This is a genomic window from Algiphilus sp., from assembly GCF_023145115.1.
Classification (GTDB): Bacteria; Pseudomonadota; Gammaproteobacteria; order Nevskiales; family Nevskiaceae; genus Algiphilus.
In genome coordinates, this window is sequence record NZ_JAGLEJ010000038.1 from 1 (window position 1) to 20,542 (window position 20,542).

A 20,542-nucleotide genomic window follows, 5' to 3' on the forward strand; every position below is an offset into this window, starting at 1 on the left:
AGAAGATGAGCAAGTCGCTGGGCAACGTCCTGCTGGTGCGCGACCTGCTCGCCCAGGCGCCCGGCGAGGTCGTGCGTCTGGCGCTGCTCGCCGGTCACTACCGCCAGCCGCTGGACTGGAACGACGACACCCTGCCGCGTGCGCGCAAGCAGCTCGACCGGCTCTACGGCGCGCTGCGCGACACCGCCGACGTCGAGGCCGCCGCGGCCGAGCCGCCGGAAGCCTTCGTGGCGGCGCTGGAGGACGATCTCAACACGCCGGCGGCGCTGGCCGAGCTCTTCGAGCTGGCGCGCGCGCTCAACAAGGCGGAGGATCCCGCCGAGCGCGCCCGCCTCAAGGGCAGCCTCGTTGCCGCCGGCGAGCTGATGGGGCTGCTGGTCCAGCAGCCGGAGGCCTGGTTCGCGGGCGAATCCGGCGGGGTCAGTGCCGAGCGCGTCGAGGCGCTGATCGCCGCCCGTGCCGAGGCGCGCAAGGCCAGGGACTTCGCCGAGGCCGACCGCATCCGCGACGAGATCACCGCGCTGGGCGTGACCATCGAGGATTCGCCGCAGGGCACGCGCTGGCGGGTCGCGAGCTAGCGTCGCGGTGCATGCCCCCGCCGCCTCCGTGGCGGCGACGGCGATATCCGATGCTCACACCGGTCGGCCGGGTGGCTCCCGGCCACCGTGGCGCGTGCAGCCCGGTCGATCCGATGCGGTGCGAAGCCATCCGGGACGCGCCTTCAGCGCATTCGCGACCCTGCGGCGACAACCACCCACCGGTGCGTTCAGCGTGATCGCCGGCGCGGCGCATCGGCCCGCACGGCAGCGGTGCATGGTGCGGATGCGCGTGTCCCCGCGTTCGATTCCGGCAGCCATGCCAGCATCGCGCAACGCGACCCCTGTCCCGAATTCCCGGGTCTCGCGCAGGAACGAGAAATGCCATCGTCGGCCCCGAAAATCGCACAGGGGAGCCATCGATGCAGCGTTTCGAGAAGATCCCGTTATCCGAGCGGGTGGGGAAGGTCGGGTATCTGATCAAGCACACCTTCACGGTGGTCGGCCGCGATTCCGACATCGTCAATCCCATTGCGCGCATGGCGCTCTACGGCATCGTGCAGTCGTCTGCCTTTCTGCTCGGCGCCATGGCGCTTCTGTACGCCATGGTGGGCGAAGGAGAGGCGGAGGGGCTCTGGCTCTGGGGGTGGACGGGCGTGCTCGGCGGCCTGGCGCTGCTCGTGTACAAGTTCTTCTACTTCAACCGCCAGGAGTTCCGTCTGAGCTACCTCGTGCACCAGACGGTGACGGGGGAGGACAAGAGCTACGGCGATGCCGCCGGCGGAACGCGCGAACTGAAGTCCTCCATGCGCGGCATGGCCCTGATCGACATGCTCATGGCCTACGTCAACAAGACCAGCAGCAATGGGGAGAAGAAGGGGCTCTCCGGAATGCTGATCTCGCTGGTGCTGGCCGGGCTCAACGAGGTCTGGGACCTGGTCAACCACTTCATGATCCCGGCCATCGTCGTGGACCGGGTGCGTCTGCGGGATTGCGTCGAGCACATGAAGGAGCTGCAGCGGCAGGTTCCCGAGACCCTGGTCGGCGTCTTCGGCATCGATCTCTTCGGTCGGATCGTCGTCACGCTCATGGCGCCGATCTATCTCGTGATGCTGCTGCTGGCACTCTGGCTGAGCATCGCGCTGGCGGGGGCGCTGCCGTCGATCACCGTGCCGACGCAGGGCACGGAGCTGCCGGCCTGGATGCTCACTGATGGCGCGCTGGTCATCACGCTGATCCCGCTGTTCGCGCTCGTGCTGCTGACGAAGATCCTCAGCGTGGTGCTCGAACGCGCGGTAACGGCGATCAAGGTGATGTACTTCACCATCTTCTATCTCCAGATCAAGCATCCGGAAAGCATCGCCCCCGAATTGCGCGACGAGCTCACCGCCTATGTGCGCATGGAGGATGACAGCGCAGCGGTCGCCGCCGGCGAGCCGGCGTGAAACCGAAGACGAACCGTAAGGCGGGATCGACGGGGTAGCCTCCCGGCGAGACGGTCGCGCACCGGACCGTCACGGTGCGGCACGCCATCCGCCCGGGGGCGATATCCGGAAGGGGCACGACAATGTCGTCCACGGCGTGCGGGCGCTGCCCGGTCGCCCCTGCTCCCGGCTGCCCGTGCGGATGGTCGATGCCGATGCGCGCGTGGCCCGGCGATGACCGAGCACGTGGCGAAGTGCTGCGTGGCGGCGCGCACGGACAAGCACCGGTCCGCGCGCCGCGCGCCAAAGGCGGCGATACTGCGTCCGTTGCATGCAGCACGAACAAGGAGAGAGTCGGCGATGGCGAGCGAAACGCACCGCGTGCAGGGCGCGGACGTGCATGTCTGGCGGCAGGGCGAGGGCCGGCCGCTGCTGATGCTGCACGGCAATCCGGACAGCCACCGGGTGTGGCTGCCGCTGATGGAGCGCCTGCCGGCGGGCATCGAGGCCATCGCGCCGGATCTGCCCGGCTTCGGCGCATCGGGTGTTCCCGCGGAGCAGTCCCTGACCCTCGACGGGCAGGCGCAGTGGCTGGAGGAACTGGTCGCGTCACTGGGGCTCGACCAGCCCGCCGACCTGCTGGTGCACGACATCGGCGGCTTCATCGGGCTCGCCTGGCTGCTGCGCCATCCCGGGCGCGTGCGGCGGGTGGTGGTCACCAACACCGCCTTCCATTCGGACTATCGCTGGCATTTCTGGGCGCGGGTCTGGCGCACGCCGGTGCTCGGCGAGCTCACCATGGCGATGCTGGGCGCGCCGTTGATCGGGCGGATGCTGTTCGGGCAGAGTCTGCGCGTGGGCGGTCCGGGTCTGTCGCGCGCCCAGCGCGACGACACCTTCGACGCCTACCACGCCCGCACCCGCGCGCAGGTGCTGCGCGTCTATCGCGCTACCGACCCGGAGCGCTTCGCCGACGAGGAAGGCGAGGCACAGGCGCTGTTCGCGAGGCTGCCGGTACGCGTGGTATGGGGCCGGCGCGACATCTTCATCCCGCCCGGCTTCGCGCATCGCTTTGCCACCGACGACGTGCACGTGCTGGACGATATCGGCCACTGGGTGGCGCTGGAGGCCACCGATCGCCTGGCCGCGCTGGTCGCGGAGCATCTGGGCGACTGAGCATGCCGGACGCGATGACCCGCGAGGTCATTGGCGGTGCCGCACCGATCCGTGATCCTTGCCGCATCCTCCCATGACCGGCTCCGATCCATGACCGATACCTCTGCCTCCCGCGCCGCCGAGGCCGTGTTCTTCACCGGCTTCGCCGTGCTCATCTGTCATGAGCTGGACGCCGTGCTGCACCACGAGTGGCGCGTGCTGCCGCTGGTGCGGATGCTGCCGGACGCCGCCGGCTATGTCGTCTTCGTGCTGGCGCACGTGCCGCTGTTCGTTGCGCTGATGCTGATGCTCACCAGCGCCTCGGCGCGCCTGCGGCTCGGCACGCGTCTCGGCATCGACGCCTTCCTGCTGCTGCACGCGGTGCTGCACGTGCTGTTCCGCAACCATGTCCACTACGACTTCGCGGGCTGGCTGTCCAACGGCCTGATCTTCGGCGGCGCCGTGGTCGGCGCGCTGCATCTGGTGCTGCTGCGCTGGCCGATCGCCGCGGTGCCCGAGTCTAGGCCGGGGCGCGCAGGGGGGCGCAGCCGCGCCGGCGGCGGAGCCAGTTGATCGCCCGGAACACGGCGGGTTGTCCGACCAGCCAGCGTTCGGCGCGATACTTGCCGGGAAAGTCGAGCAGCAGCAGCGCCACCAGGATGGTGAGCAGCCCCTGACCCGGCAGCACCAGCATGGCGATGCCCATCGGCAGCAGTACCAGGCCGAGCAGGTTCTTGAGCACGATCAGCAGCGCGCGCAGTGCCGGGTGGCGGGCGATGTCGCGTCCGCGCGGGCGCCGGTCGGCGGCGAAGTAGTCGACGGGGATGCGCGCGACGAGCACGGGAACGGCGGCGAGCGAACCGGCGAACATCACCAGCGAGCCCGCGCCGAGCCACCAGAGCAGGGTCTCGTGCGCGCCGAGCCACTCAAGCACGGTCGGGGTGGCGGAAGCAGTCGACGACGTGGTCGCTGATCACGCCCACGGCTTGCAGGTAGGAGTAGACGATGGTGCTGCCGACGAAGCGGAAGCCGCGCTTCTTGAGGTCCTTGCTCAGCCGGTCGGAGAGGGCGGTGGTCGTGGGCGCCTCGGCCATCGAACGCCAGCGGTTGATGATCGGCTCGCCGTCGACGAAGCCCCATACGTAGGGCGCCAGCCCGCCCTCGGCGTCGCGCAGCGCGAGATAGGCGCGGGCGTTGCCGATGGCGGCGTCGATCTTGAGGCGGTTGCGGACGATGCCGGCATCGCCCAGCAGCCGGGCGCGCTCGGTCTCGCCATAGCGCGCCATGGCCTCGGGGTCGAAGCCGTCCATGGCGGCGCGGTAGTTCTCGCGCTTCTCGAGGATGGTCCGCCACGACAGTCCGGCCTGCGCGCCTTCGAGGATCAGGAATTCGAACAGGGTGCCCTCGTCGCGCTTGGGCACGCCCCATTCGACGTCGTGATAGACGCGCTCGGCCTCGCTGCGCGTCGCCCAGCCGCAGCGCGTCGGCTCGGTCATGCGGTGGCGAAGCGCAGCCGCTGGCCGGCCGCACGCTCGGCCACCTGCTGGCCGTTCCAGGCCTGGAATCCGTTCACGAAGGTGGCATCGATGTGGTGGCTGAAGCTCACGCCCTCGAAGGAGGACCAGCCGCACTTGGACAGCAGGCCCTCCGGCATCACGTCGGTGTGGTGGTCGGGGTTCACCAGCATGAGGTCGGCGAACTGCCCCTCGGCGATATGGCCGCGCTCCTGCACGCCGAAGCGTTCGGCGGGGGCGTGGCTCATGCGCTCCACCGCGGTGGCCAGGTCGAAGTGGCCCTGCCGCACCAGCTCCAGCACGACCAGCACCGCGTGCTGCACCAGCGGCAGGCCGGCCGCTGCCTTGAGGTAGGGCCGGTTCTTCTCGTCGACGGTATGCGGCGCATGATCGGTGGCGATGATGTTGAGCCGCCCGTCGGCCACCGCTGCGCGCAGCGCCGCGCGATCCTCGGCGGTCTTGATCGCCGGATTGCACTTGATGCGCGCGCCGAGGGCGTCGTAGTCGGCGTCCGAGTACCAGAGGTGATGCACGCAGGCCTCGGCGGTGATCTGCTTGCCCGTTACCGGACCCGGCTCGAAGAAGTCGAGCTCGCGCGCGGTGGTCATGTGCAGCACGTGCAGGCGGCTGCCGTGGCGACGCGCGAGTCCGACGGCGAGCTCGGTGGACTTGTAGCAGGCCTCGGCCGAGCGGATCAGCGGATGCGCCGAGAACGGGATGTCCTCGCCGTAGCGCTTGGCGAAGTGCTCCTCGTGCGCCTTGATGGTGGGCGTGTCCTCGCAGTGCGTCGCGATCAGGCCCGGAAAGGTGGCGAAGATCGCCTCCAGGGTCTGGGGATCGTCGACCAGCATGTTGCCGGTGGAGGCCCCCATGAATATCTTCAGGCCGCATGCCTCGCCGGCCGGCAGCGCCCGGATCTCCTCGATGTTGTCGTTGGATGCGCCGAAGTAGAACGCGAAGTTGGCGTGCGCGCGGCCCTCGGCGCGCTGGTACTTGTCGCGCAGTGCCTCGCGGGTGGTGGTAGTGGGGTTGCTGTTGGGCATCTCCATGAAGCTGGTGATGCCGCCCGCCACCGCGGCCGCCGATTCAGTGGCGAAGTCCCCCTTGTGGGTCAGTCCCGGTTCGCGGAAATGGACCTGGTCGTCGATCATTCCGGGCAGCAGCCAGCGCCCGTGCGCGTCGATCTCGCGGTTGACGCCGGCACCGTCGATGCTGCCGCCGATGCGCGCGATGCGCTCGCCGTCTATGAGGAGGTCGCCCTCGCGGCTGTCGCCGTCGCTCACGATGCGGGCATTGCGGATCAGGGTCTTCATGGTGTTCTCCGGGTGAGCTAGGGCGCCAGCCACCGGCCCCGCCAGATGTCCGCGCTGCGCTCCCAGCGCGCGCGGCGGTGCCCGGCGGCGGCCAGATAGAGCCATTCCATCATATCCGCGTGCACGACAATGGCGCGGAAGTGCACCCGGCCCGGGTCGGCCGCGCCGTCCTCCGGCACGCGGTCGACGCCGGGCGTATAGCCGTCCGGCATCGCGAGCGGCGTCCCGGGACCCGGTGCCATGCGGTAGCAGACCCGGCTCATGGCGTGCGCGTCGCGCCACGCCGCCTCGGCCAGCGCATCGTCGGCGTGCACCGCGACCGGGCCGCGCAGGCGCAGCTGCAGCCTGGCGCGCGCATCGTAGGCGTGCACCGCCGCCACCGGGTTGGCGGCCAGCGCCGCCAGCTTGTCGGCGCGCGCGTCGCTGTGAAAGCGGAGCGTTCCCGTGCACGCATCGACGCCGCGCAGGATGACGGTGCGCACCTCCGGGAGACCGTTCGCCGCGACCGTCGCGACCTGCACCTGATGGAAGGCATGGCGCCGGTCGGCGACGGCGCGCGCGAGCTCGCTCCAGGCGTGCGCTCTGCTTGCTTCGAGGTCGTTGTAGTACGCCGCTTCCACGCAGGGTTCCCGGGGACGGATGCGCCCGTAGTCTAGGCCCATGCTCCAGCTGGTCTGGTACAAGCGCGACCTGCGTGTCGAGGATCACGCGCCGCTGGCGAAGGCCGCGGCCCGCGGCCCGGTGCTGCCGCTCTACGTGATCGAGCCGGCGCTGTGGCGCCAGCCCGACATGGCGGGGCGACACTGGGCCTTCATTGCGGAAGCCCTCGGCGATCTCGACGCGGCGCTGGCGGCCCGCGGCCAGGCGCTGGTGGTGCGTCGCGGCGAGATGCCGGCAGTGCTGCAGGCGCTGCACGATGCACACGGCACCTTCGCGCTGTGGAGCCACGAGGAGACGGGCAGCGACTGGACCTACCGGCGCGATCGCCGGGTGGCGGACTGGTGTCGCGCGCACGGCGTGCCCTGGACGGAGCTGCCCGGCAACGGCGTCGTGCGCGGTCTGCGGCAGCGCACCGGCTGGTCGCGGCGCTGGCAGGCGCGCATGGCGCAGCCGCGTGTCGAGGTGCCGACCATACTGCCGCCGGTCTGCGCGGGCAATGCGGACGCGCTGGTGGAGCTCGCCGCCGGCATCGTGCCGGATGATCCGGTCGCGCAGCGTCAGCCGGGCGGTCGCGCTGCCGCCGAGGCGACGCTCCGGGGCTTTCTCGACGAGCGCGGGCACGCCTATCACCGCAGCATGTCGAGTCCGCTGAGCGCCGAGCGCAGCTGTTCGCGCCTTTCGCCGCACCTCGCCTGGGGCACGCTGTCGATGCGCGAGGTGGTGCAGACGACCGAACGGGTGCGCGCTGCCATGGATCCGGACGACCCCGCATCGCGCGAGCCGCGCCGGGCGCTGCATGCCTTTCTCGGCCGGCTGCACTGGCACTGCCACTTCATGCAGAAGCTCGAGGCCGAGCCCCGCCTGGAATTCGAGAACCTGCATTCCGCCTACGACGGGCTGCGCGAGCCGGAATGGTCCGATGCCCGCTTCGCCGCCTGGTGTGCGGGTCGTACCGGCCTGCCCTTCGTGGACGCCTGCATGCGCTATCTGCGCGCCACCGGCTGGCTCAACTTCCGCATGCGCGCGATGCTGGTCGCGGTTGCGAGCTATCACCTGTGGCTGCACTGGCGCGAGCCGGCACAGTTCCTGGCGCGGCAGTTCACCGACTACGAGCCGGGCATCCACTTCAGTCAGATGCAGATGCAGTCCGGGACCACCGGCATCAACACCCCGCGCATCTACAACCCGGTCAAGCAGGGTCTGGACCACGACCCCGACGGGCGCTTCATCCGGCGCTGGGTGCCCGAGCTCGCGGGTGTTGCCGACGCCGATGTGCACGAGCCGTGGAAGCTCCCGGCGGCGACGCTTCGCCGCGACGGTGCCGACGGCTATCCGGCTCCGGTGGTCGACCATCTCGAGGCTGCGCGCGCGGCGCGCAGGCGCATCTGGGCGGTGCGCGGCGGCGACGGCTACCGGCGCGAGGCCGACGCCATCCAGGAACGCCACGGCAGTCGTCGCTCCGGCATGGCGCAGCGCGGTGGTCGCCGACCGCACCGTTCGGCGCGCACCGACGCCGATACGCGGCAGCAGAGCTTCGACTGGGGCGACGGCTCCTAGTTCGCAGGCAGGAAGCGGATGCCGCCGTACCAGGCCCGAGTACGCTGCCCGGCGTTGTCGCAGTCGGTCATGATCGCGACCGCGTTGATGCGGTCCAGCTCGCGGTCGTGGAAGCGCTCGAAGTCGGCGCGGATGTTGCGCCTGGCGGTGCGCCAGCCGCCGTCATCGGTCGGCGCACCGGAGGCGAGGGCGACCATGTGCGCCTTGCCGGTGAAGGGATTGGGCCAGTCCGCGCCCGCCGGCTGGCTGTTGGCCCAGACATAGTTGATCGCCCGGGTACGCCAGCGCAGCACGCTGTGCTCGTCGACCACATAGAGGCGGGCGGGGTAGTCGTCGCCGGATTCACTGTGCGGGTCCAGTCCGCCGTAGACCGAGGCGACCTGCCAGCGCCACTCGACGATCGGTGTCTCGCGCAGGTCGATATCGCGCCGCAGCACCAGTCCCGAACCGGTGCCGCCGTCGCATTCGGCCTGCACGGCCTCGCGATCGTCGTGCTCGACCAGTCGGTAGCCGGTGCGGCCGTTGAAACTGTGGGTGTCCCAGTCGGCGATCGCCGCAGGCGGGAAGTGCAGGGCCGTCGTGTCCCGGTCCGCGGCCGGCAGCGCGAAGGGGGTCATCGCGCACGCCGCGATTAGCCCGCATGCGGCGCGCCGGACGGCGGGCGGATGTCCGCGTTGACGCAGTCCTGTCATGACACCCGACGCTAGCGCGTGCGCCGCGTTACCACAAGCGCTGTCCGGGCGCGCGCGACGCCCGCGATCACGGGGTGCGCGCGCAGCACCACACCTGGACGCGGCCGGCGCCGGCGGCGTGCAGTGCCGCGCACAGCGCCTCGCAGCTGGCGCCGGTGGTGAGCACGTCGTCGATGATCGCGACGTGGCGATCGCGCACCCGCCGCGGATCCGCACTGAAGGCGCCGCGCATGTTGCGGCGCCGCTCGGCGGCGGACAGGCCGGTCTGGTCTCCGGTCGGGTGCAGCTGGCGCGCCGCGCTCGCCGCAACCGGCAGGCGCCACTCGCGCGCCAGCGCGCGCGCGATCTCGTCGGCCTGGTTGAAGCCGCGCTCGCGCTGTCGCGCACGGTGCAGCGGCATCGGGATCACCAGCTCCGGCGCAGCCATGCCGGCGTGGCGCGCGCCCTGGGCCAGCAGCCAGCCCAGTCGCCGCGCGGCGGCGAGATCGTGCCGATACTTCAGGCGCTGCACCCAGCGGTCGGCCGGCGCGGCGTAGCGCAGCGCGCAGTAGGCCGCCGCCCAGGGGCGCGGGCGGCGCGCGCACGCGGCACAGAAGCCACCCGCGCCGGCGGGCAGCGGCAATGCACAGCCCGGGCAGGCGGGATCGATCCACGGCAGCGCGTCGATGCACGCTGCGCACAGCTCGGTCGCGAAGGCCGGTGCATGGCAGTGCGCGCAGCGCGCGTCGTTGAACAGCCACGAGCGGCGATCGCCTCGTCTTCCGTCAACCATTGTGCCGTCCGGAGGTTGACAGCGGTCCGGTCGGCACCAAAACTGGCCGTCCCGGTCGGCACCGCGATGCCGGCCACCATTCACCGGCGCGCGAGGGCGCGCCCATCGGGGGAGCACACCCATGCAGGCTGGCCAGATCCGCACCGACTGGACGCGCCAGGAGATCAACGATCTCTTCGCGCTGCCCTTCAACGACCTCCTGTTCATGGCGCAGAGCGCGCACCGTGCGCATTTCGACGCCAACACCGTCCAGCTGTCGACGCTGCTGTCGATCAAGACCGGTGCCTGCCCGGAGGACTGCAAGTACTGCCCGCAGTCGATCCGCTACGACACCGGCCTGGAGCGCGAGGCGCTGATGGAGGTCGAGGACGTGCTCTCCGCGGCGCGCGCGGCCAAGGCCGACGGTGCGTCGCGCTTCTGCATGGGCGCCGCCTGGCGTTCGCCCAAGGATCGCGACATCCCCAAGCTGCAGGCCATGATCAGCGGCGTGCGCGAGCTCGGGCTGGAGACCTGCCTGACCGCCGGCATGCTGACCGACAAGCAGGCGACGGCGCTGGCGGAAGGCGGGCTGGATTACTACAACCACAATCTGGACACCTCGCCGGAATATTACGGCGAAGTCATCACCACGCGCACCTACGACGACCGCCTGCGCACCCTCGAGGCGGTGCGCGACGCCGGCATGAAGGTGTGCTGCGGCGGCATCGTGGGCATGGGCGAGACGCGCGACGACCGCGCCGGCCTGCTGGCGCAGCTCGGCGTGCTGGATCCGCATCCGGAATCAGTGCCGATCAACAATCTCGTGCGCGTGCCCGGCACACCGGTCGACGGCCTGCCGCCCATCGATCCGCTCGAGTTCGTGCGCACCATCGCCGTGGCGCGCATCGTCATGCCGGCCTCGCACGTGCGCCTGTCGGCCGGTCGCGAGGAAATGAGCGACGAGCTGCAGACGCTGTGCTTCGCCGCCGGCGCCAACTCGATCTTCTACGGCGAGCGCCTGCTCACCACCGAGAATCCGCAGAACGCCCGCGACCGCGCCCTGTTCGAGCGCCTCGGCCTGCACGCCGAGGAGTGCCGTGCCGGCGCCGTCCATGGCGAGACGGCCACCACGCCGCGGCAGACGGCCACCGCCTGAGCCGGCCGTGAGCGCTGCCGGTGCCCTGGACGCGCGCCTGCGTCCGCAGATCCAGGCGCTGCGCGACAGGGATCTGCACCGGCAGCGCCGCGTCGTCGACGGCAGCCACGGCGCGCGCATCCGGGTCGACGGGCGCGACTGCGTCAACTTCTGCGCCAACGACTATCTCGGTCTGGCCGCCGACCCGCGGCTGGCGGAGGCTGCGCGTGCCTCGCTGGCGCGCGACGGCACCGGCAGCGGTGCGGCCGCGCTCATCTCGGGCCACAATCGCGAGCACCGCGCGCTCGAAGAGGCGCTGGCCGACTTTCTCGGCGCGGAGGCGGCGCTGCTGTTCTCGTCGGGCTGGGCCGCCAATCTCGGTGCCCTGCGCGCGCTGGCGGGGCCCGACACCCATCTCTGCGCCGATGCCCTCAACCATGCCTCGCTGATCGACGGCGTGCGCCTCACCAAGGCGCCGTACGCGCGCGTGACGCACGCCGATGCCGCCGCCTTCGACGCGGCGCTGGGCAATGCGCCCGATGCCGCCATCGCCGTCACCGACGGCGTCTTCTCCATGGACGGCGACGTTGCGCCGCTGCCCGAGCTGGCCGGCGTCTGCGCGCGCCGCGGCGCTACCCTCTACGTCGACGATGCGCACGGCTTCGGCGTGTGCGGTCCGGACGGGCGCGGCAGCCTCGCCGCCGCCGGTCTGTCGCACGCGGACGTGCCGGTCTACGTTGCGACGCTGGGCAAGTCGCTGGGTGCCAGCGGTGCCTTCGTGGCGGGTTCGCGCACCCTGATCGACTATCTGGTGCAGAAGGCGCGCACCTGGGTGTTCTCCACTGCACCGCCGCCGGCATTGTCGGCCGCGGCGCGCGCCGGTCTGGCGGTGCTGCGCAGCGAGCCGGAGCGCCTCGCCGCGCTGCACGCCAACATCGCCCACTTCCGCGCCGGCGCCACCGAGCGCGGCATCCGGCTGGGTCCGCCCGACGGCGCCGCCGGCGAGCACGCAATCCAGCCCCTGCTGCTGGGCGATGCCGGCCGCACCATGGCGGCGTCGCGTGCGCTGTTCGAGCGCGGCTACTGGGTGGCCGGCATTCGTCCCCCCACCGTGCCCGCCGGCACCAGCCGCCTGCGCCTGACGCTGTCCGCCGCGCACACCCGCGAGCAGATCGAGGGCGTGCTCGACGCGCTCCACGCAGTGCTGGCACCGCAGGCCGAGCCGGCGTGAGCACGGTGGTCGGCATCACCGGCACCGATACCGGCGTCGGCAAGACCGTCGTTGCCTGTGCGCTGCTGCGCGCACTGCGCGCGGCGGGGCACATCGCCACAGGCTACAAGCCGGTGGCCAGCGGCGCCGAGGCCACGCCCGAGGGGCTGCGCAACGAGGATGCGCTGGCGCTGCTCGATGCCTCGACGCCGGGGCTTGCCTATGCCGACATCAATCCGGTGACCTTCGAAGCCGCCATCGCGCCCCACATCGCGGCCGCGCGCGAAGAGCGTCCGGTCGACCCGGATGTGCTCGATGCCGGCCTGGCGGCGCTGCGCGCCCGGGCGGACCGGGTGGTCGTCGAGGGCGCCGGCGGCTGGTGCGTCCCGCTCACGCCGGAGCTGGATTTCGCGGACTGGTTCGCGGCCCACCGCATGCCGGTGGTGCTGGTCGTGGGACTCAAGCTGGGCGCCATCAACCATGCCGTGCTCAGCGCCCGGGCCATGCAGGATGCGGGTTGCTGGGCCGGCTGGGTGGCCAACCAGCTGCCCGACGAGGCCACCGGCACGGCCGACGAGATGGTTGCCACGCTGAGCGCGCGCCTCGGGCCGCCGCTGGTGCGCATCGGCAGTCACGAGCCGGTCGCGGCCATGGTCGAGGCCTGGACGGCGGCGCTGCCGCGCCTCGACGGTGCGATGGCGGCGGGCGAGGCCGCGCCAACGGTCTAGCGGCTCGGCCGGTTACCCCGAGGGTCCGGAGAGGCGCTGCAGCAGCTCGGCGCCATGGTGCACGGCGTCGATGCCCCACAGCATGGTGAGCAGGGCGGCGATGCCGAGACCGAGCAGCGCGAGCGGCATGGGCAGCAGCGCGGGCGGCGGCGGCGGGCCGATCAGGGCGGCGATGCGGGCGTGCAGCGCCCCGTCGGGGCGGCCGCCCGCATCCGGTGCGGCGGTGTGCGCGGCGCGGCGTGCCCGCAGCAGCGCGTCGGCGACGCGCAGTGGATCGGCTTCGGCGCGTGCGGCGGCGCGATCGCAGCTCTGCTCGCAGGCGACGCGCAGGTCGTGCATCAGCGCGCGACCCGGTCCGGAGAGGAGCGCGGGTCCGGCGATGGCGGCCAGCAGCTGGCGCAGGGCGTCGCGGCGCCGGGCGTGCGCTTCCTCGTGCAGCAGCACGCTCGACAGGGCCTGCGGGGCGAGTTGCGCGAGCATGCCCCGCGACACGAAGACGCGGGGGCGCCAGAGGCCGACCGCGAGCGCGACCGGCTGGTCGGTCTCGACGACGCGGAACTGGCCGTCCCGGGTCGGCGACGACAGCGCGGCCAGCTGACGCGCGCGGCGGTCGTGCCGCAGCAGTGGCAGCGTGATCCGCCAGATCGCCGCCGTCACGACCAGCGCGGCGAGCGCGTCGATCAGCCAGCGCGCCGGCCCGTCGTTCAGGGCGGGTGCGTGCGCGCCGCAGCCGATGCCGGCGTGGCAGTGCGCGGAGACGGCCAGTTCGCGCGCCACCGGCAGGTACAGCGCCAGCGTCACGGCTCCCGCGAGCAGCGCCGGCAGGACGGCGACGCCGGTGAGGGCGCGGGTCCGCGTCTCGGGCTGCAGCGTGTCGAGCGGTCGTCGCAGCAGACGGTAGGCGCCGGCGACCGCGAAGCCGGTCAGCCACCACAGCAGCGCGAATATGACCACCGCCAGCGCGGCGTGCTGCAGCAGGCTCATGCGCCGGCGCCGTCGTCCCGGCCGCGCTGGCGGCGCGTCTCGGCCACCCAGTCCTCGAGCTGCTGCAGCGTGGCCTCGTCGATGTCGGTCGACAGGTCGACCAGCCCCACGCTGCCCGCCGGCTCGGTGCCGGACAGGTCGTGGACGAGCTCGGCGACCAGGCGGGCCAGCAGCGTCTCGCGCGACATCGGCGCGGTGTAGCAATAGGCGCGGCCGCGCTTGTGGCGCGCCACCAGACCCTTGCGCGTCAGGCGCTCGACCGTGCTCTGCACGGTGCTCAGCGTCACGCCGCGCACGTCGGCCAGCCGCTCGTGGATGGCCTGGGCGTCGGCGTTGCCGTCGCGCCACAGCACTTCCAGGACGTCGCGCTCGAGATCGCCGAGCGGCGGCGTGCGCTTGCGGTAGAGGCCGAACATGTCGGCAATGTAGCGCAAATGGTGCGCCGCGCAAAAACCGATCGCTTCTCGGTCTTCGCGACCGGCCTTAGCCTGCGTCTCATTGCATACAACAGTGAGAACAAACGATGGCGTATCAGGGGCGCCCCGCCAGGGGCACGGGATGGCTGGCAGCTCTGCTGACCGGTTGGGCGGTCGCGACGCCGGTCGCTGCGCAGGACGAGGCCGCCACACCGGTCACCGATCTCGACGAGCTGGTGGTGACCGTGGGCCGGCAGGAGCTCCTCCAGAGCGAGACGCCGGCGCCGGTCAGCGTCATCGATCGCGACGCCATCGAGCGCCGGCAGGCGCGCAGCATCGACGATCTCCTGCGCGACGCACCCGGCGTGACCATCTCGGGTGGTCCGCGCCGCGCCGCGCTGATGCCCACCATCCGCGGTCTCACCGACGGCCGTGTGGTGGTGCGCATCGACGGCGCGCGGCAGAACATGCAGATCCGCCATCGCGGTCAGACCTTCCTCGACCCCAGCCTGCTGCAGCGTGTCGAGGTGCTGCGCGGGCCGGCCTCGACGCTGTTCGGCAGCGGCGCCATCGGCGGCGTGGTCGACTTCCGCACCCTCGATGCCGGGCAGTTCCTCGATGAGGGTGAGCGCTTCGGCGGCCGGCTCATGACCGGCTACCAGAGCAATGCCGACGAGACCATCGGGTCGCTGAGCCTGGCGGGACGGCGGGGCGACTTCGGCCTGCTCGGCGGCATCACGCGCAGCCGCGCCGACGACTTCGAGGACGGCAACGGTGACACCGAGCCGTTCTCCGGCAACGATCTGGTGTCCGGGCTGGTCAAGGGCAGCTGGACGCCGGCCGGCCCGAGCCGCCTGAGCGCCACCTATCTCGACTACTACGACGACAGCGACAGCCGCACCACCGCCGACCGGCCGCGCGGCGATGCGGTCCGGCGGCTCACGCGGCAGCGTACCGCCTCGCTGCAGTACGGCTTCCGGCCCGCCGGCAGCGCGCTGTGGGATGTGGCGGCGACGCTGTATCGCACCGATCTCTCGCTCGACGGCCGCACGCTCGAAACCGGGGACCGCAGCCTGTCCGAGCTCGCCACCACCGGTCTGGATCTGTTCAACAACAGCCGCGCCAGCGCGCTCGGTGTGGATCATCTGCTCACCTACGGCATCGAGCTCTATCGCGACGAGCAGACCGGGCGCGAGAACGGCGTGCCGGATCCGGGTTTCGCGAGCTCCGAGCAGAACACCGTCGGCGCCTTCGTGCAGGATCGCCTCGCGCTCACCGATCGCGCGACGCTGACGCTGGGCGTGCGCTTCGACTACATCGAGCAGGAGGCCGATCGCGAGGGCGAGGAAACCAGCCGTTTCGACGAGTGGTCGCCGCAGGCCACCTTCTCGTACCAGCTGTTCGGCGGTCTCAGCGCCTACGCCAGCTACGCAGAGGCCTTCCGCGCGCCCAACCTGCGCGAGCTGTTCGTCGCCGGCGAACACTTCCCCGGCAACACCTATCTGCCCAACCCGGACCTGCAGCCCGAGCGCGCGCACAACAAGGAGATCGGGCTGAACTACCTCCGTCGCGGGATCTGGACCAGCGGCGACCGCCTGCGCGGCGGCGTCAGCCTCTACCAGAACGACATCGAGGACTTCCTCGAGCAGATCGTGCGCGGCGGCAACGCCACCGACGGGCTGGCCAACACAACGCGCTTCGAGAATACCGAGGACGCACGCCTGCGCGGTGCCGAGATCGAGCTGCGCTACGACCACCCCGCCTTCTACGCCGCCATCATCGGCAGCCTGCTGCGCGGTGACGACGAGGGCGAGGACGAGCCGCTGGAGGGCATGCCGGCCGACAGCCTCACCGTCATCGCCGCCGTCACGCCGCCGGGACGCGGTCTCGAGACCGGGGTGCGGGTCGAGATGGTGGCCCGCCAGGACCGCCTGCCGCCGACCACCGATCCCGATGCCGCCGGCCCGGCGCCCGGCTATGCCGTCACCGATCTCTTCCTGCGCGCGCCCATCGCCGGGACCCTCGACCTCGAGCTGCGCATGGACAACGTGTTCGACCGCACCTATCGTCGCGCCACCAATCTCATCAACAGCCCGGGGCGCAATCTGCGCGCGCAGATCGCCTACCGCTTCTGATCCCCGACGGAGCCCCCATGCCGATCCCTCACCGTGCGCTCGCCTGCCTGGCGGCATCCTGTCTGCCGGTCGCCGCGACCGCGCATTTCCCGTGGCTGGCGCCCGACGCGATGCAGGTCGCGCCCGGCACGCCGCTGACCTTCGAAGTGGCCTTCGGCCACGGTCCGGAGGATGTCCGCTCGCTCGAGACCGATCGCATCGCTGATCTGGTCATGCTCGGTGCCGACGGCGGTCGCTGGTCCATCGCCGCGGGCGGTGAGGCGACGCTGATCGCCGACGACGTCGGCGCCGCCGGCGTGGCGGTGCTGGCGGGGCGGCAGAAGTCGGGCTTCTGGACCCGCACGCCCGAGGGCGGCAAGCGGCTGTCCCGCGCCGAGTATCCCGACGGTGGCGAGTGCAGCTACTCGAGCAACGGGTTCAAGGCGCTGGTCCGGGTCGGCGACGGCGAGGACGGCAGCGTCGCCACCGGCGCGGTCGGACATCCGCTGGAAATCGTGCCCGAGGCGCTGCCGTCGGCATCCGGCGGCGCGTCGCTGCCGGTGCGTCTGCTGTTCGACGGCGCGCCGCTGGCCGCCGACATCGCGGCGGTGCCGCTGACCGACGAGGGCGAAGCCGTCACCGTTGCCACCGATGCCGACGGCAGGGCGGATCTGACCCTGCCCGCCGGGCGCTGGATGCTCCACGCCACGCACAGCACGCCGTACGAGGATGCGGCCGTCTGCGACGAGAACAGTTACAGCGCGACGCTGGTGCTCGAACGCGAATGACCGCTCGTCCCGCCCGTGTCGAGGCCGCGGCGTCCGCGCGGCGGGCCTGACGGGCGGCGGCCGGACAACCGTTGTCGCTTCCGCGCCGGCTGCCTACACTTGCCGGCATGACGGACGCACTCGCCGGCCCGCCGCCGCGGCGGACCACGATCGTCGTGCAGCCCAATGCCAGCCTGAGCGTGGCGCAGGCGATCGGATTCATGATCAGCATCAGCGCGGTGTCGCTGGGCATCGCCGTGTGGCTCGCCTTCCAGGGCTTCTGGCCGGTGCTGCCCTTCGCCGGCATCGAGCTGGCGGCGCTCGGGCTGGCCCTGTGGGTCAGCGTGCGCGGCAATGCCTATCGCGAGGTGATCCGCGTCGACGGTGACGAGGTCGTCATCGAGTTCGGCATGGCGGGGCAGGGCGCGCGCAGTCGTCTCGCCCTGCCGCGCGCCATGGTGCGGGTGTGGAGTGAGCGCCAGTTCGCGGGCGAGATCCGCCTGCTGCTGGTGTGCGGGGAACAGCGTTTCGATATCGGGCGCTGCCTCGGTCCGCAGGACCGGCGCTCCCTGTATCGGCGGCTGCGGGAAGTTTTCCGCCCGGGATGGCAAAATAGTGCGGCTGTGCCGGCGGCTGGGGCCGCCTCCCTGGATTGAAGACAACAGAGGCGTATTGTCGATGAGGAACTGGCTCGCAGCTCCGCTGCTCTGGATGACCGCGCTGACCGTGCAGGCGGAAGCCGAGGTTGCGAAATGGAACATGCCGGTGGGCGTCACCGAGATCAGCCGTGAGGTTCATGGCCTGCACATGCTGATCTTCTGGGTGGTCGTCGCCATCGGCGTCGGCGTGTTCGCCGCCTTCTTCTATTCCATCTGGGCGCATCGCCGCAGCCGCAACCCGAAACCGGCAACCTTCCACGAGTCCACCACCGTGGAGATCGTCTGGACGGTGCTGCCCTTCGTGATCCTCATCGCGATGGCGATTCCGGCCACCGGAACGCTCATCAAGATCGAGGACAGCAGCGACGCCGAGATGTCGATCAAGGTCACCGGCTACCAGTGGATGTGGGGCTACGAGTACGTCGGCGAGGACTATTCCTTCTACAGCCGGCTGGACCGGGATTCCGACAGGGCGCGCCAGGTGGGCTCGGGCATCGATCCGTCGTCGGTCGACAACTATCTGCTCGAGGTCGACAACCGTCTGGTCGTTCCCACCGATACCAAGATCCGCTTCCTGCTTACCTCGAACGACGTCATCCACGCCTGGTGGGTGCCGGCTCTGGGCATGAAGCGCGACGCGATTCCGGGCTTCATCAACGAGATGTGGGCACGGATCGACGAGCCCGGCGTCTATCGCGGGCAGTGCGCCGAGCTCTGCGGTCGCGACCACGGCTTCATGCCGGTGGTTGTCGAAGCGGTCCCGCCGGCGGAATTCGAGGCGTGGCTGGCCGGCAAGCGCGGTGACGAGGGCAGCGACACCGCGGCTTCCGAGCCCGTGCAGGTCGCCGAAGCCGATACCGGCACCGCCACCGCGACGGACGCCACCGAAGTCGCCGCGGCGGATGCCGATGCCGATGCCGATGCCGATGCGGAGGCCGAGGCACCGGCCGACGACGCCGCTTCCGCCGAGCTCGAGCTCGCGGCGCTGATGGAGACCGGCGAGAAGGTCTACAAGACGAACTGCGTCGCCTGCCACCAGGCGTCGGGCAAGGGCATGCCGCCGGCGTTTCCGTCGTTGATCGGTTCGGCGGTGGTGACGGGCGATCCGACCACGCAGATCGAGCAGGTTCTCAACGGCAAGAACGCGATGCCGCCGTTCGGCCACCTCTCGGACGAGCAGATCGCTGCCGTGGTGACCTACACGCGCAATTCGTGGGACAACGATTCGGGCGTGGTTCAGCCGGCCGACGTGGCCGCACTTCGCCAGTAATTCTTGGAGCAAGCAGAGATGGCTGACGCACACGCACACGACGATCACCACCACGGCCCGGCCCAGCTGTCGGATGGCTTCGGCAAGTGGGTCATGCGCTGGGTCATGACCACGAACCACAAGGACCTGGGCACGCTCTACCTGGTCTGGGCGTTCACCATGTTCTTCGTCGGCGGCCTCATGTCGCTGGTGATACGCGGTGAGCTGTTCGAGCCCGGCCTGCAGTTCGTCGATCCCGAGTTCTTCAACCAGATGACGACGATGCACGCCCTGATCATGATCTTCGGCGGCGTCATGCCGGCCTTCACCGGCCTCGCCAACTGGATGGTGCCGATGATGGTGGGCTGCTCGGATCTCGCCCTGCCGCGCGTCAACAACTGGGGCTTCTGGATCCTGCCGTTCGCCTTCGGCATGCTGCTGTCGACCCTCTTCATGGACGGCGGTGCACCGGCTTCCGGCTGGACCATGTATCCGCCGCTGGTGCTGCAGACGGGCGAGGCCTTCCCGTTCCTGATCTTCTCGATCCACCTCATGGGCATCAGTTCCATCACCGGTGCGATCAATGTCGTCGTGACGATCCTGAACATGCGCGCACCGGGCATGACCCTGCTCAAGATGCCGCTGTTCGTCTGGACCTGGCTGATCACCGCCTATCTGCTGATTGCCGTCATGCCCGTCCTTGCCGGTGCGGTCACCATGCTGCTGACCGACCGCTACTTCGGCACCAGCTTCTTCACCGCCTCCGGCGGCGGCGACCCGGTGATGTTCCAGCACATCTTCTGGTTCTTCGGGCACCCCGAGGTGTACATCCTCATCCTGCCCGCATTCGGCATCGTCTCGACCATCATTCCGACCTTCGCGCGCAAGACCCTGTTCGGCTACGCGTCCATGGTCTACGCCACCGCGGCCATTGCCTTCCTGAGCTTCATCGTCTGGGCGCACCACATGTTCACGGTGGGCATGCCGCTGGCCGGCGAGCTGTTCTTCATGTTCAGCACCATGCTCATCGCGGTGCCCACCGGCGTGAAGGTGTTCAACTGGATCGCGACCATGTGGCGCGGCTCGATGACCTTCGAGACCCCCATGCTGTTCGCGCTGGGCTTCGTGTTCCTGTTCACCATCGGCGGCTTCTCGGGGCTCATGCTCGCGATCGCGCCGGCCGACTTCCAGTACCACGACACCTACTTCGTGGTGGCGCACTTCCACTACGTGCTGGTGCCGGGTGCGGTGTTCGCGATCCTCGGCGCCATCTACTACTGGATTCCGAAGTGGACCGGCGTGATGTACAACGAGAAGCTCGGTCAGTTCCACTTCTGGTGGTCGGCGATCTGGATCAACGTGCTGTTCTTCCCGCAGCACTTCCTGGGGCTCGCCGGCATGCCCCGGCGCATTCCCGACTACGCGGTGCAGTTCACCGATTTCAACGTCATCTCGTCGATCGGCGCCTTCGCCTTCTTCATCGGGCAGTTCGTGTTCATCTGGAACATGATCCAGTGCATGCGCGGCGTCGGCGAGCCGGCTCCGGCGCGTCCCTGGGAGGGTGCGCACGGCCTCGAGTGGACGGTGCCCAGCCCGGCGCCCTATCACACCTTCGAGGAGCCGCCGGTAGTCGACGACAAGGAAGTCGCGGCGCACGCCTGATGGCCCGGGATCCCGC

Annotated in this window: 21 protein-coding genes; 13 read left to right on the top strand and 8 right to left on the bottom strand. The window is 70.6% G+C overall.

Annotation, left to right across the window (positions count from 1 at the left end; translation table 11 throughout):
* The 4 genes from KAH28_RS12750 to KAH28_RS12765 all read left to right on the top strand — a co-directional run.
* Positions 1-578, top strand: a 578-nt coding sequence (locus KAH28_RS12750) for a DALR domain-containing protein (protein WP_366918184.1), incomplete at its 5' end; no start/stop codon positions are given.
* Positions 579-958: 380 nt separating this feature from the next.
* Complete coding sequence (locus KAH28_RS12755; protein ID WP_290577198.1) at positions 959-1,981, top strand: hypothetical protein; 1,023 nt, start codon at positions 959-961, stop codon at positions 1,979-1,981.
* 339 nt (positions 1,982-2,320) lie between these two features.
* Positions 2,321-3,136: an alpha/beta fold hydrolase gene (locus KAH28_RS12760; protein ID WP_290577200.1), complete on the top strand. Its 816-nt coding sequence runs from the start codon at positions 2,321-2,323 to the stop codon at positions 3,134-3,136.
* A 90-nt stretch (positions 3,137-3,226) separates the two neighbouring features.
* Positions 3,227-3,688 (top strand): DUF6713 family protein, encoded by a 462-nt coding sequence (locus KAH28_RS12765; RefSeq protein ID WP_290577202.1) that lies wholly within the window; start codon positions 3,227-3,229, stop codon positions 3,686-3,688.
* Here the strand turns inward: KAH28_RS12765 and KAH28_RS12770 are convergent.
* From KAH28_RS12770 to KAH28_RS12785, 4 genes are read right to left on the bottom strand one after another with little or no spacing between them, the layout of a single operon-like run.
* Positions 3,636-4,049 (bottom strand): PGPGW domain-containing protein, encoded by a 414-nt coding sequence (locus KAH28_RS12770; protein ID WP_290577204.1) that lies wholly within the window; start codon positions 4,047-4,049, stop codon positions 3,636-3,638. The two genes, KAH28_RS12765 and KAH28_RS12770, sit on opposite strands and share 53 nt — an antisense overlap.
* Positions 4,042-4,611: a DNA-3-methyladenine glycosylase I gene (locus tag KAH28_RS12775; protein ID WP_290577206.1), complete on the bottom strand. Its 570-nt coding sequence runs from the start codon at positions 4,609-4,611 to the stop codon at positions 4,042-4,044. The genes KAH28_RS12770 and KAH28_RS12775 overlap by 8 nt, the downstream gene beginning before the upstream one ends.
* Positions 4,608-5,942 carry a dihydroorotase gene (locus KAH28_RS12780; RefSeq protein ID WP_290577208.1) on the bottom strand — a complete coding sequence of 445 codons (1,335 nt, stop codon included), beginning with the start codon at positions 5,940-5,942 and terminating at the stop codon, positions 4,608-4,610. The genes KAH28_RS12775 and KAH28_RS12780 overlap by 4 nt, the downstream gene beginning before the upstream one ends.
* 17 nt (positions 5,943-5,959) lie before the next feature.
* Positions 5,960-6,604 carry a pyridoxamine 5'-phosphate oxidase family protein gene (locus tag KAH28_RS12785; RefSeq protein ID WP_290577210.1) on the bottom strand — a complete coding sequence of 215 codons (645 nt, stop codon included), beginning with the start codon at positions 6,602-6,604 and terminating at the stop codon, positions 5,960-5,962.
* Here KAH28_RS12785 and KAH28_RS12790 point away from each other — a divergent pair.
* Entirely contained in the window at positions 6,603-8,159 is a 1,557-nt protein-coding gene (locus KAH28_RS12790; RefSeq protein WP_290577212.1) for a deoxyribodipyrimidine photo-lyase, read from the top strand. The genes KAH28_RS12785 and KAH28_RS12790 overlap by 2 nt on opposite strands.
* Here the strand turns inward: KAH28_RS12790 and KAH28_RS12795 are convergent.
* Positions 8,156-8,776 carry a DUF3047 domain-containing protein gene (locus KAH28_RS12795; protein WP_290577214.1) on the bottom strand — a complete coding sequence of 207 codons (621 nt, stop codon included), beginning with the start codon at positions 8,774-8,776 and terminating at the stop codon, positions 8,156-8,158. The two genes, KAH28_RS12790 and KAH28_RS12795, sit on opposite strands and share 4 nt — an antisense overlap.
* A 142-nt stretch (positions 8,777-8,918) precedes the next feature.
* A complete protein-coding gene (locus KAH28_RS12800; protein WP_290577216.1) occupies positions 8,919-9,623 on the bottom strand; it encodes a ComF family protein in 705 nt (234 codons plus the stop codon).
* Between the two features lie 121 nt (positions 9,624-9,744).
* On the opposite strand from KAH28_RS12800, the gene bioB reads away from it, so the two are divergent.
* Genes bioB through bioD form a run of 3 tightly spaced genes read left to right on the top strand, consistent with a single transcriptional unit; the run spans position 9,745 to position 12,675 of the window.
* Complete coding sequence (gene bioB, locus KAH28_RS12805; RefSeq protein ID WP_366918185.1) at positions 9,745-10,758, top strand: biotin synthase BioB; 1,014 nt, start codon at positions 9,745-9,747, stop codon at positions 10,756-10,758.
* Positions 10,759-10,765: 7 nt separating this feature from the next.
* Positions 10,766-11,968, top strand: a complete 1,203-nt coding sequence (locus KAH28_RS12810) for an 8-amino-7-oxononanoate synthase (RefSeq protein ID WP_290577218.1) — start codon at positions 10,766-10,768, stop codon at positions 11,966-11,968.
* A complete protein-coding gene (gene bioD / locus KAH28_RS12815; protein ID WP_290577220.1) occupies positions 11,965-12,675 on the top strand; it encodes a dethiobiotin synthase in 711 nt (236 codons plus the stop codon). Before KAH28_RS12810 ends, bioD begins: the two co-directional genes overlap by 4 nt.
* A 12-nt stretch (positions 12,676-12,687) precedes the next feature.
* Here the strand turns inward: bioD and KAH28_RS12820 are convergent, their stop codons facing one another.
* Positions 12,688-13,659 (bottom strand): M56 family metallopeptidase, encoded by a 972-nt coding sequence (locus KAH28_RS12820; RefSeq protein WP_290577222.1) that lies wholly within the window; start codon positions 13,657-13,659, stop codon positions 12,688-12,690.
* Complete coding sequence (locus tag KAH28_RS12825; RefSeq protein ID WP_290577224.1) at positions 13,656-14,093, bottom strand: BlaI/MecI/CopY family transcriptional regulator; 438 nt, start codon at positions 14,091-14,093, stop codon at positions 13,656-13,658. Before KAH28_RS12825 ends, KAH28_RS12820 begins: the two co-directional genes overlap by 4 nt.
* 89 nt (positions 14,094-14,182) lie before the next feature.
* On the opposite strand from KAH28_RS12825, the gene KAH28_RS12830 reads away from it, so the two are divergent.
* The 5 genes from KAH28_RS12830 to ctaD all read left to right on the top strand — a co-directional run bounded on the left by KAH28_RS12830 (position 14,183) and on the right by ctaD (position 20,526).
* Positions 14,183-16,210, top strand: a complete 2,028-nt coding sequence (locus KAH28_RS12830) for a TonB-dependent hemoglobin/transferrin/lactoferrin family receptor (protein ID WP_290577226.1) — start codon at positions 14,183-14,185, stop codon at positions 16,208-16,210.
* Positions 16,211-16,227: 17 nt separating this feature from the next.
* The gene (locus KAH28_RS12835; RefSeq protein ID WP_290577228.1) at positions 16,228-16,977 is read left to right on the top strand and encodes a DUF4198 domain-containing protein; all 750 of its coding nucleotides are present in this window, start codon (positions 16,228-16,230) and stop codon (positions 16,975-16,977) included.
* A gap of 107 nt (positions 16,978-17,084) precedes the next feature.
* Positions 17,085-17,612, top strand: a complete 528-nt coding sequence (locus KAH28_RS12840; RefSeq protein ID WP_290577230.1) for a DUF2244 domain-containing protein — start codon at positions 17,085-17,087, stop codon at positions 17,610-17,612.
* Positions 17,613-17,667: 55 nt separating this feature from the next.
* Positions 17,668-18,885, top strand: coding sequence for a cytochrome c oxidase subunit II (coxB, locus tag KAH28_RS12845; protein WP_366918186.1), 1,218 nt, complete (start codon positions 17,668-17,670; stop codon positions 18,883-18,885).
* Between the two features lie 93 nt (positions 18,886-18,978).
* Positions 18,979-20,526 carry a cytochrome c oxidase subunit I gene (ctaD, locus tag KAH28_RS12850; RefSeq protein ID WP_366918187.1) on the top strand — a complete coding sequence of 516 codons (1,548 nt, stop codon included), beginning with the start codon at positions 18,979-18,981 and terminating at the stop codon, positions 20,524-20,526.
* The last annotated feature ends 16 nt before the right edge of the window (positions 20,527-20,542 follow it).

Excerpts from the sequence above, each read along its gene's own strand:
- KAH28_RS12755 (WP_290577198.1), top strand. The coding sequence starts at position 959 with ATGCAGCGTTTCGAGAAGATCCCGTTATCCGAGCGGGTGGGGAAGGTC.
- KAH28_RS12760 (WP_290577200.1), top strand. The coding sequence starts at position 2,321 with ATGGCGAGCGAAACGCACCGCGTGCAGGGCGCGGACGTGCATGTCTGG.
- KAH28_RS12765 (WP_290577202.1), top strand. The coding sequence starts at position 3,227 with ATGACCGATACCTCTGCCTCCCGCGCCGCCGAGGCCGTGTTCTTCACC.
- KAH28_RS12775 (WP_290577206.1), bottom strand. The coding sequence starts at position 4,611 with ATGACCGAGCCGACGCGCTGCGGCTGGGCGACGCGCAGCGAGGCCGAG.
- KAH28_RS12780 (WP_290577208.1), bottom strand. The coding sequence starts at position 5,942 with ATGAAGACCCTGATCCGCAATGCCCGCATCGTGAGCGACGGCGACAGC.
- KAH28_RS12790 (WP_290577212.1), top strand. The coding sequence starts at position 6,603 with ATGCTCCAGCTGGTCTGGTACAAGCGCGACCTGCGTGTCGAGGATCAC.
- KAH28_RS12785 (WP_290577210.1), bottom strand. The coding sequence starts at position 6,604 with ATGGGCCTAGACTACGGGCGCATCCGTCCCCGGGAACCCTGCGTGGAA.
- KAH28_RS12795 (WP_290577214.1), bottom strand. The coding sequence starts at position 8,776 with ATGACCCCCTTCGCGCTGCCGGCCGCGGACCGGGACACGACGGCCCTG.
- KAH28_RS12800 (WP_290577216.1), bottom strand. The coding sequence starts at position 9,623 with ATGGTTGACGGAAGACGAGGCGATCGCCGCTCGTGGCTGTTCAACGAC.
- bioB (WP_366918185.1), top strand. The coding sequence starts at position 9,745 with ATGCAGGCTGGCCAGATCCGCACCGACTGGACGCGCCAGGAGATCAAC.
- KAH28_RS12820 (WP_290577222.1), bottom strand. The coding sequence starts at position 13,659 with ATGAGCCTGCTGCAGCACGCCGCGCTGGCGGTGGTCATATTCGCGCTG.
- KAH28_RS12830 (WP_290577226.1), top strand. The coding sequence starts at position 14,183 with ATGGCGTATCAGGGGCGCCCCGCCAGGGGCACGGGATGGCTGGCAGCT.
- KAH28_RS12835 (WP_290577228.1), top strand. The coding sequence starts at position 16,228 with ATGCCGATCCCTCACCGTGCGCTCGCCTGCCTGGCGGCATCCTGTCTG.
- KAH28_RS12840 (WP_290577230.1), top strand. The coding sequence starts at position 17,085 with ATGACGGACGCACTCGCCGGCCCGCCGCCGCGGCGGACCACGATCGTC.
- coxB (WP_366918186.1), top strand. The coding sequence starts at position 17,668 with ATGACCGCGCTGACCGTGCAGGCGGAAGCCGAGGTTGCGAAATGGAAC.
- ctaD (WP_366918187.1), top strand. The coding sequence starts at position 18,979 with ATGCGCTGGGTCATGACCACGAACCACAAGGACCTGGGCACGCTCTAC.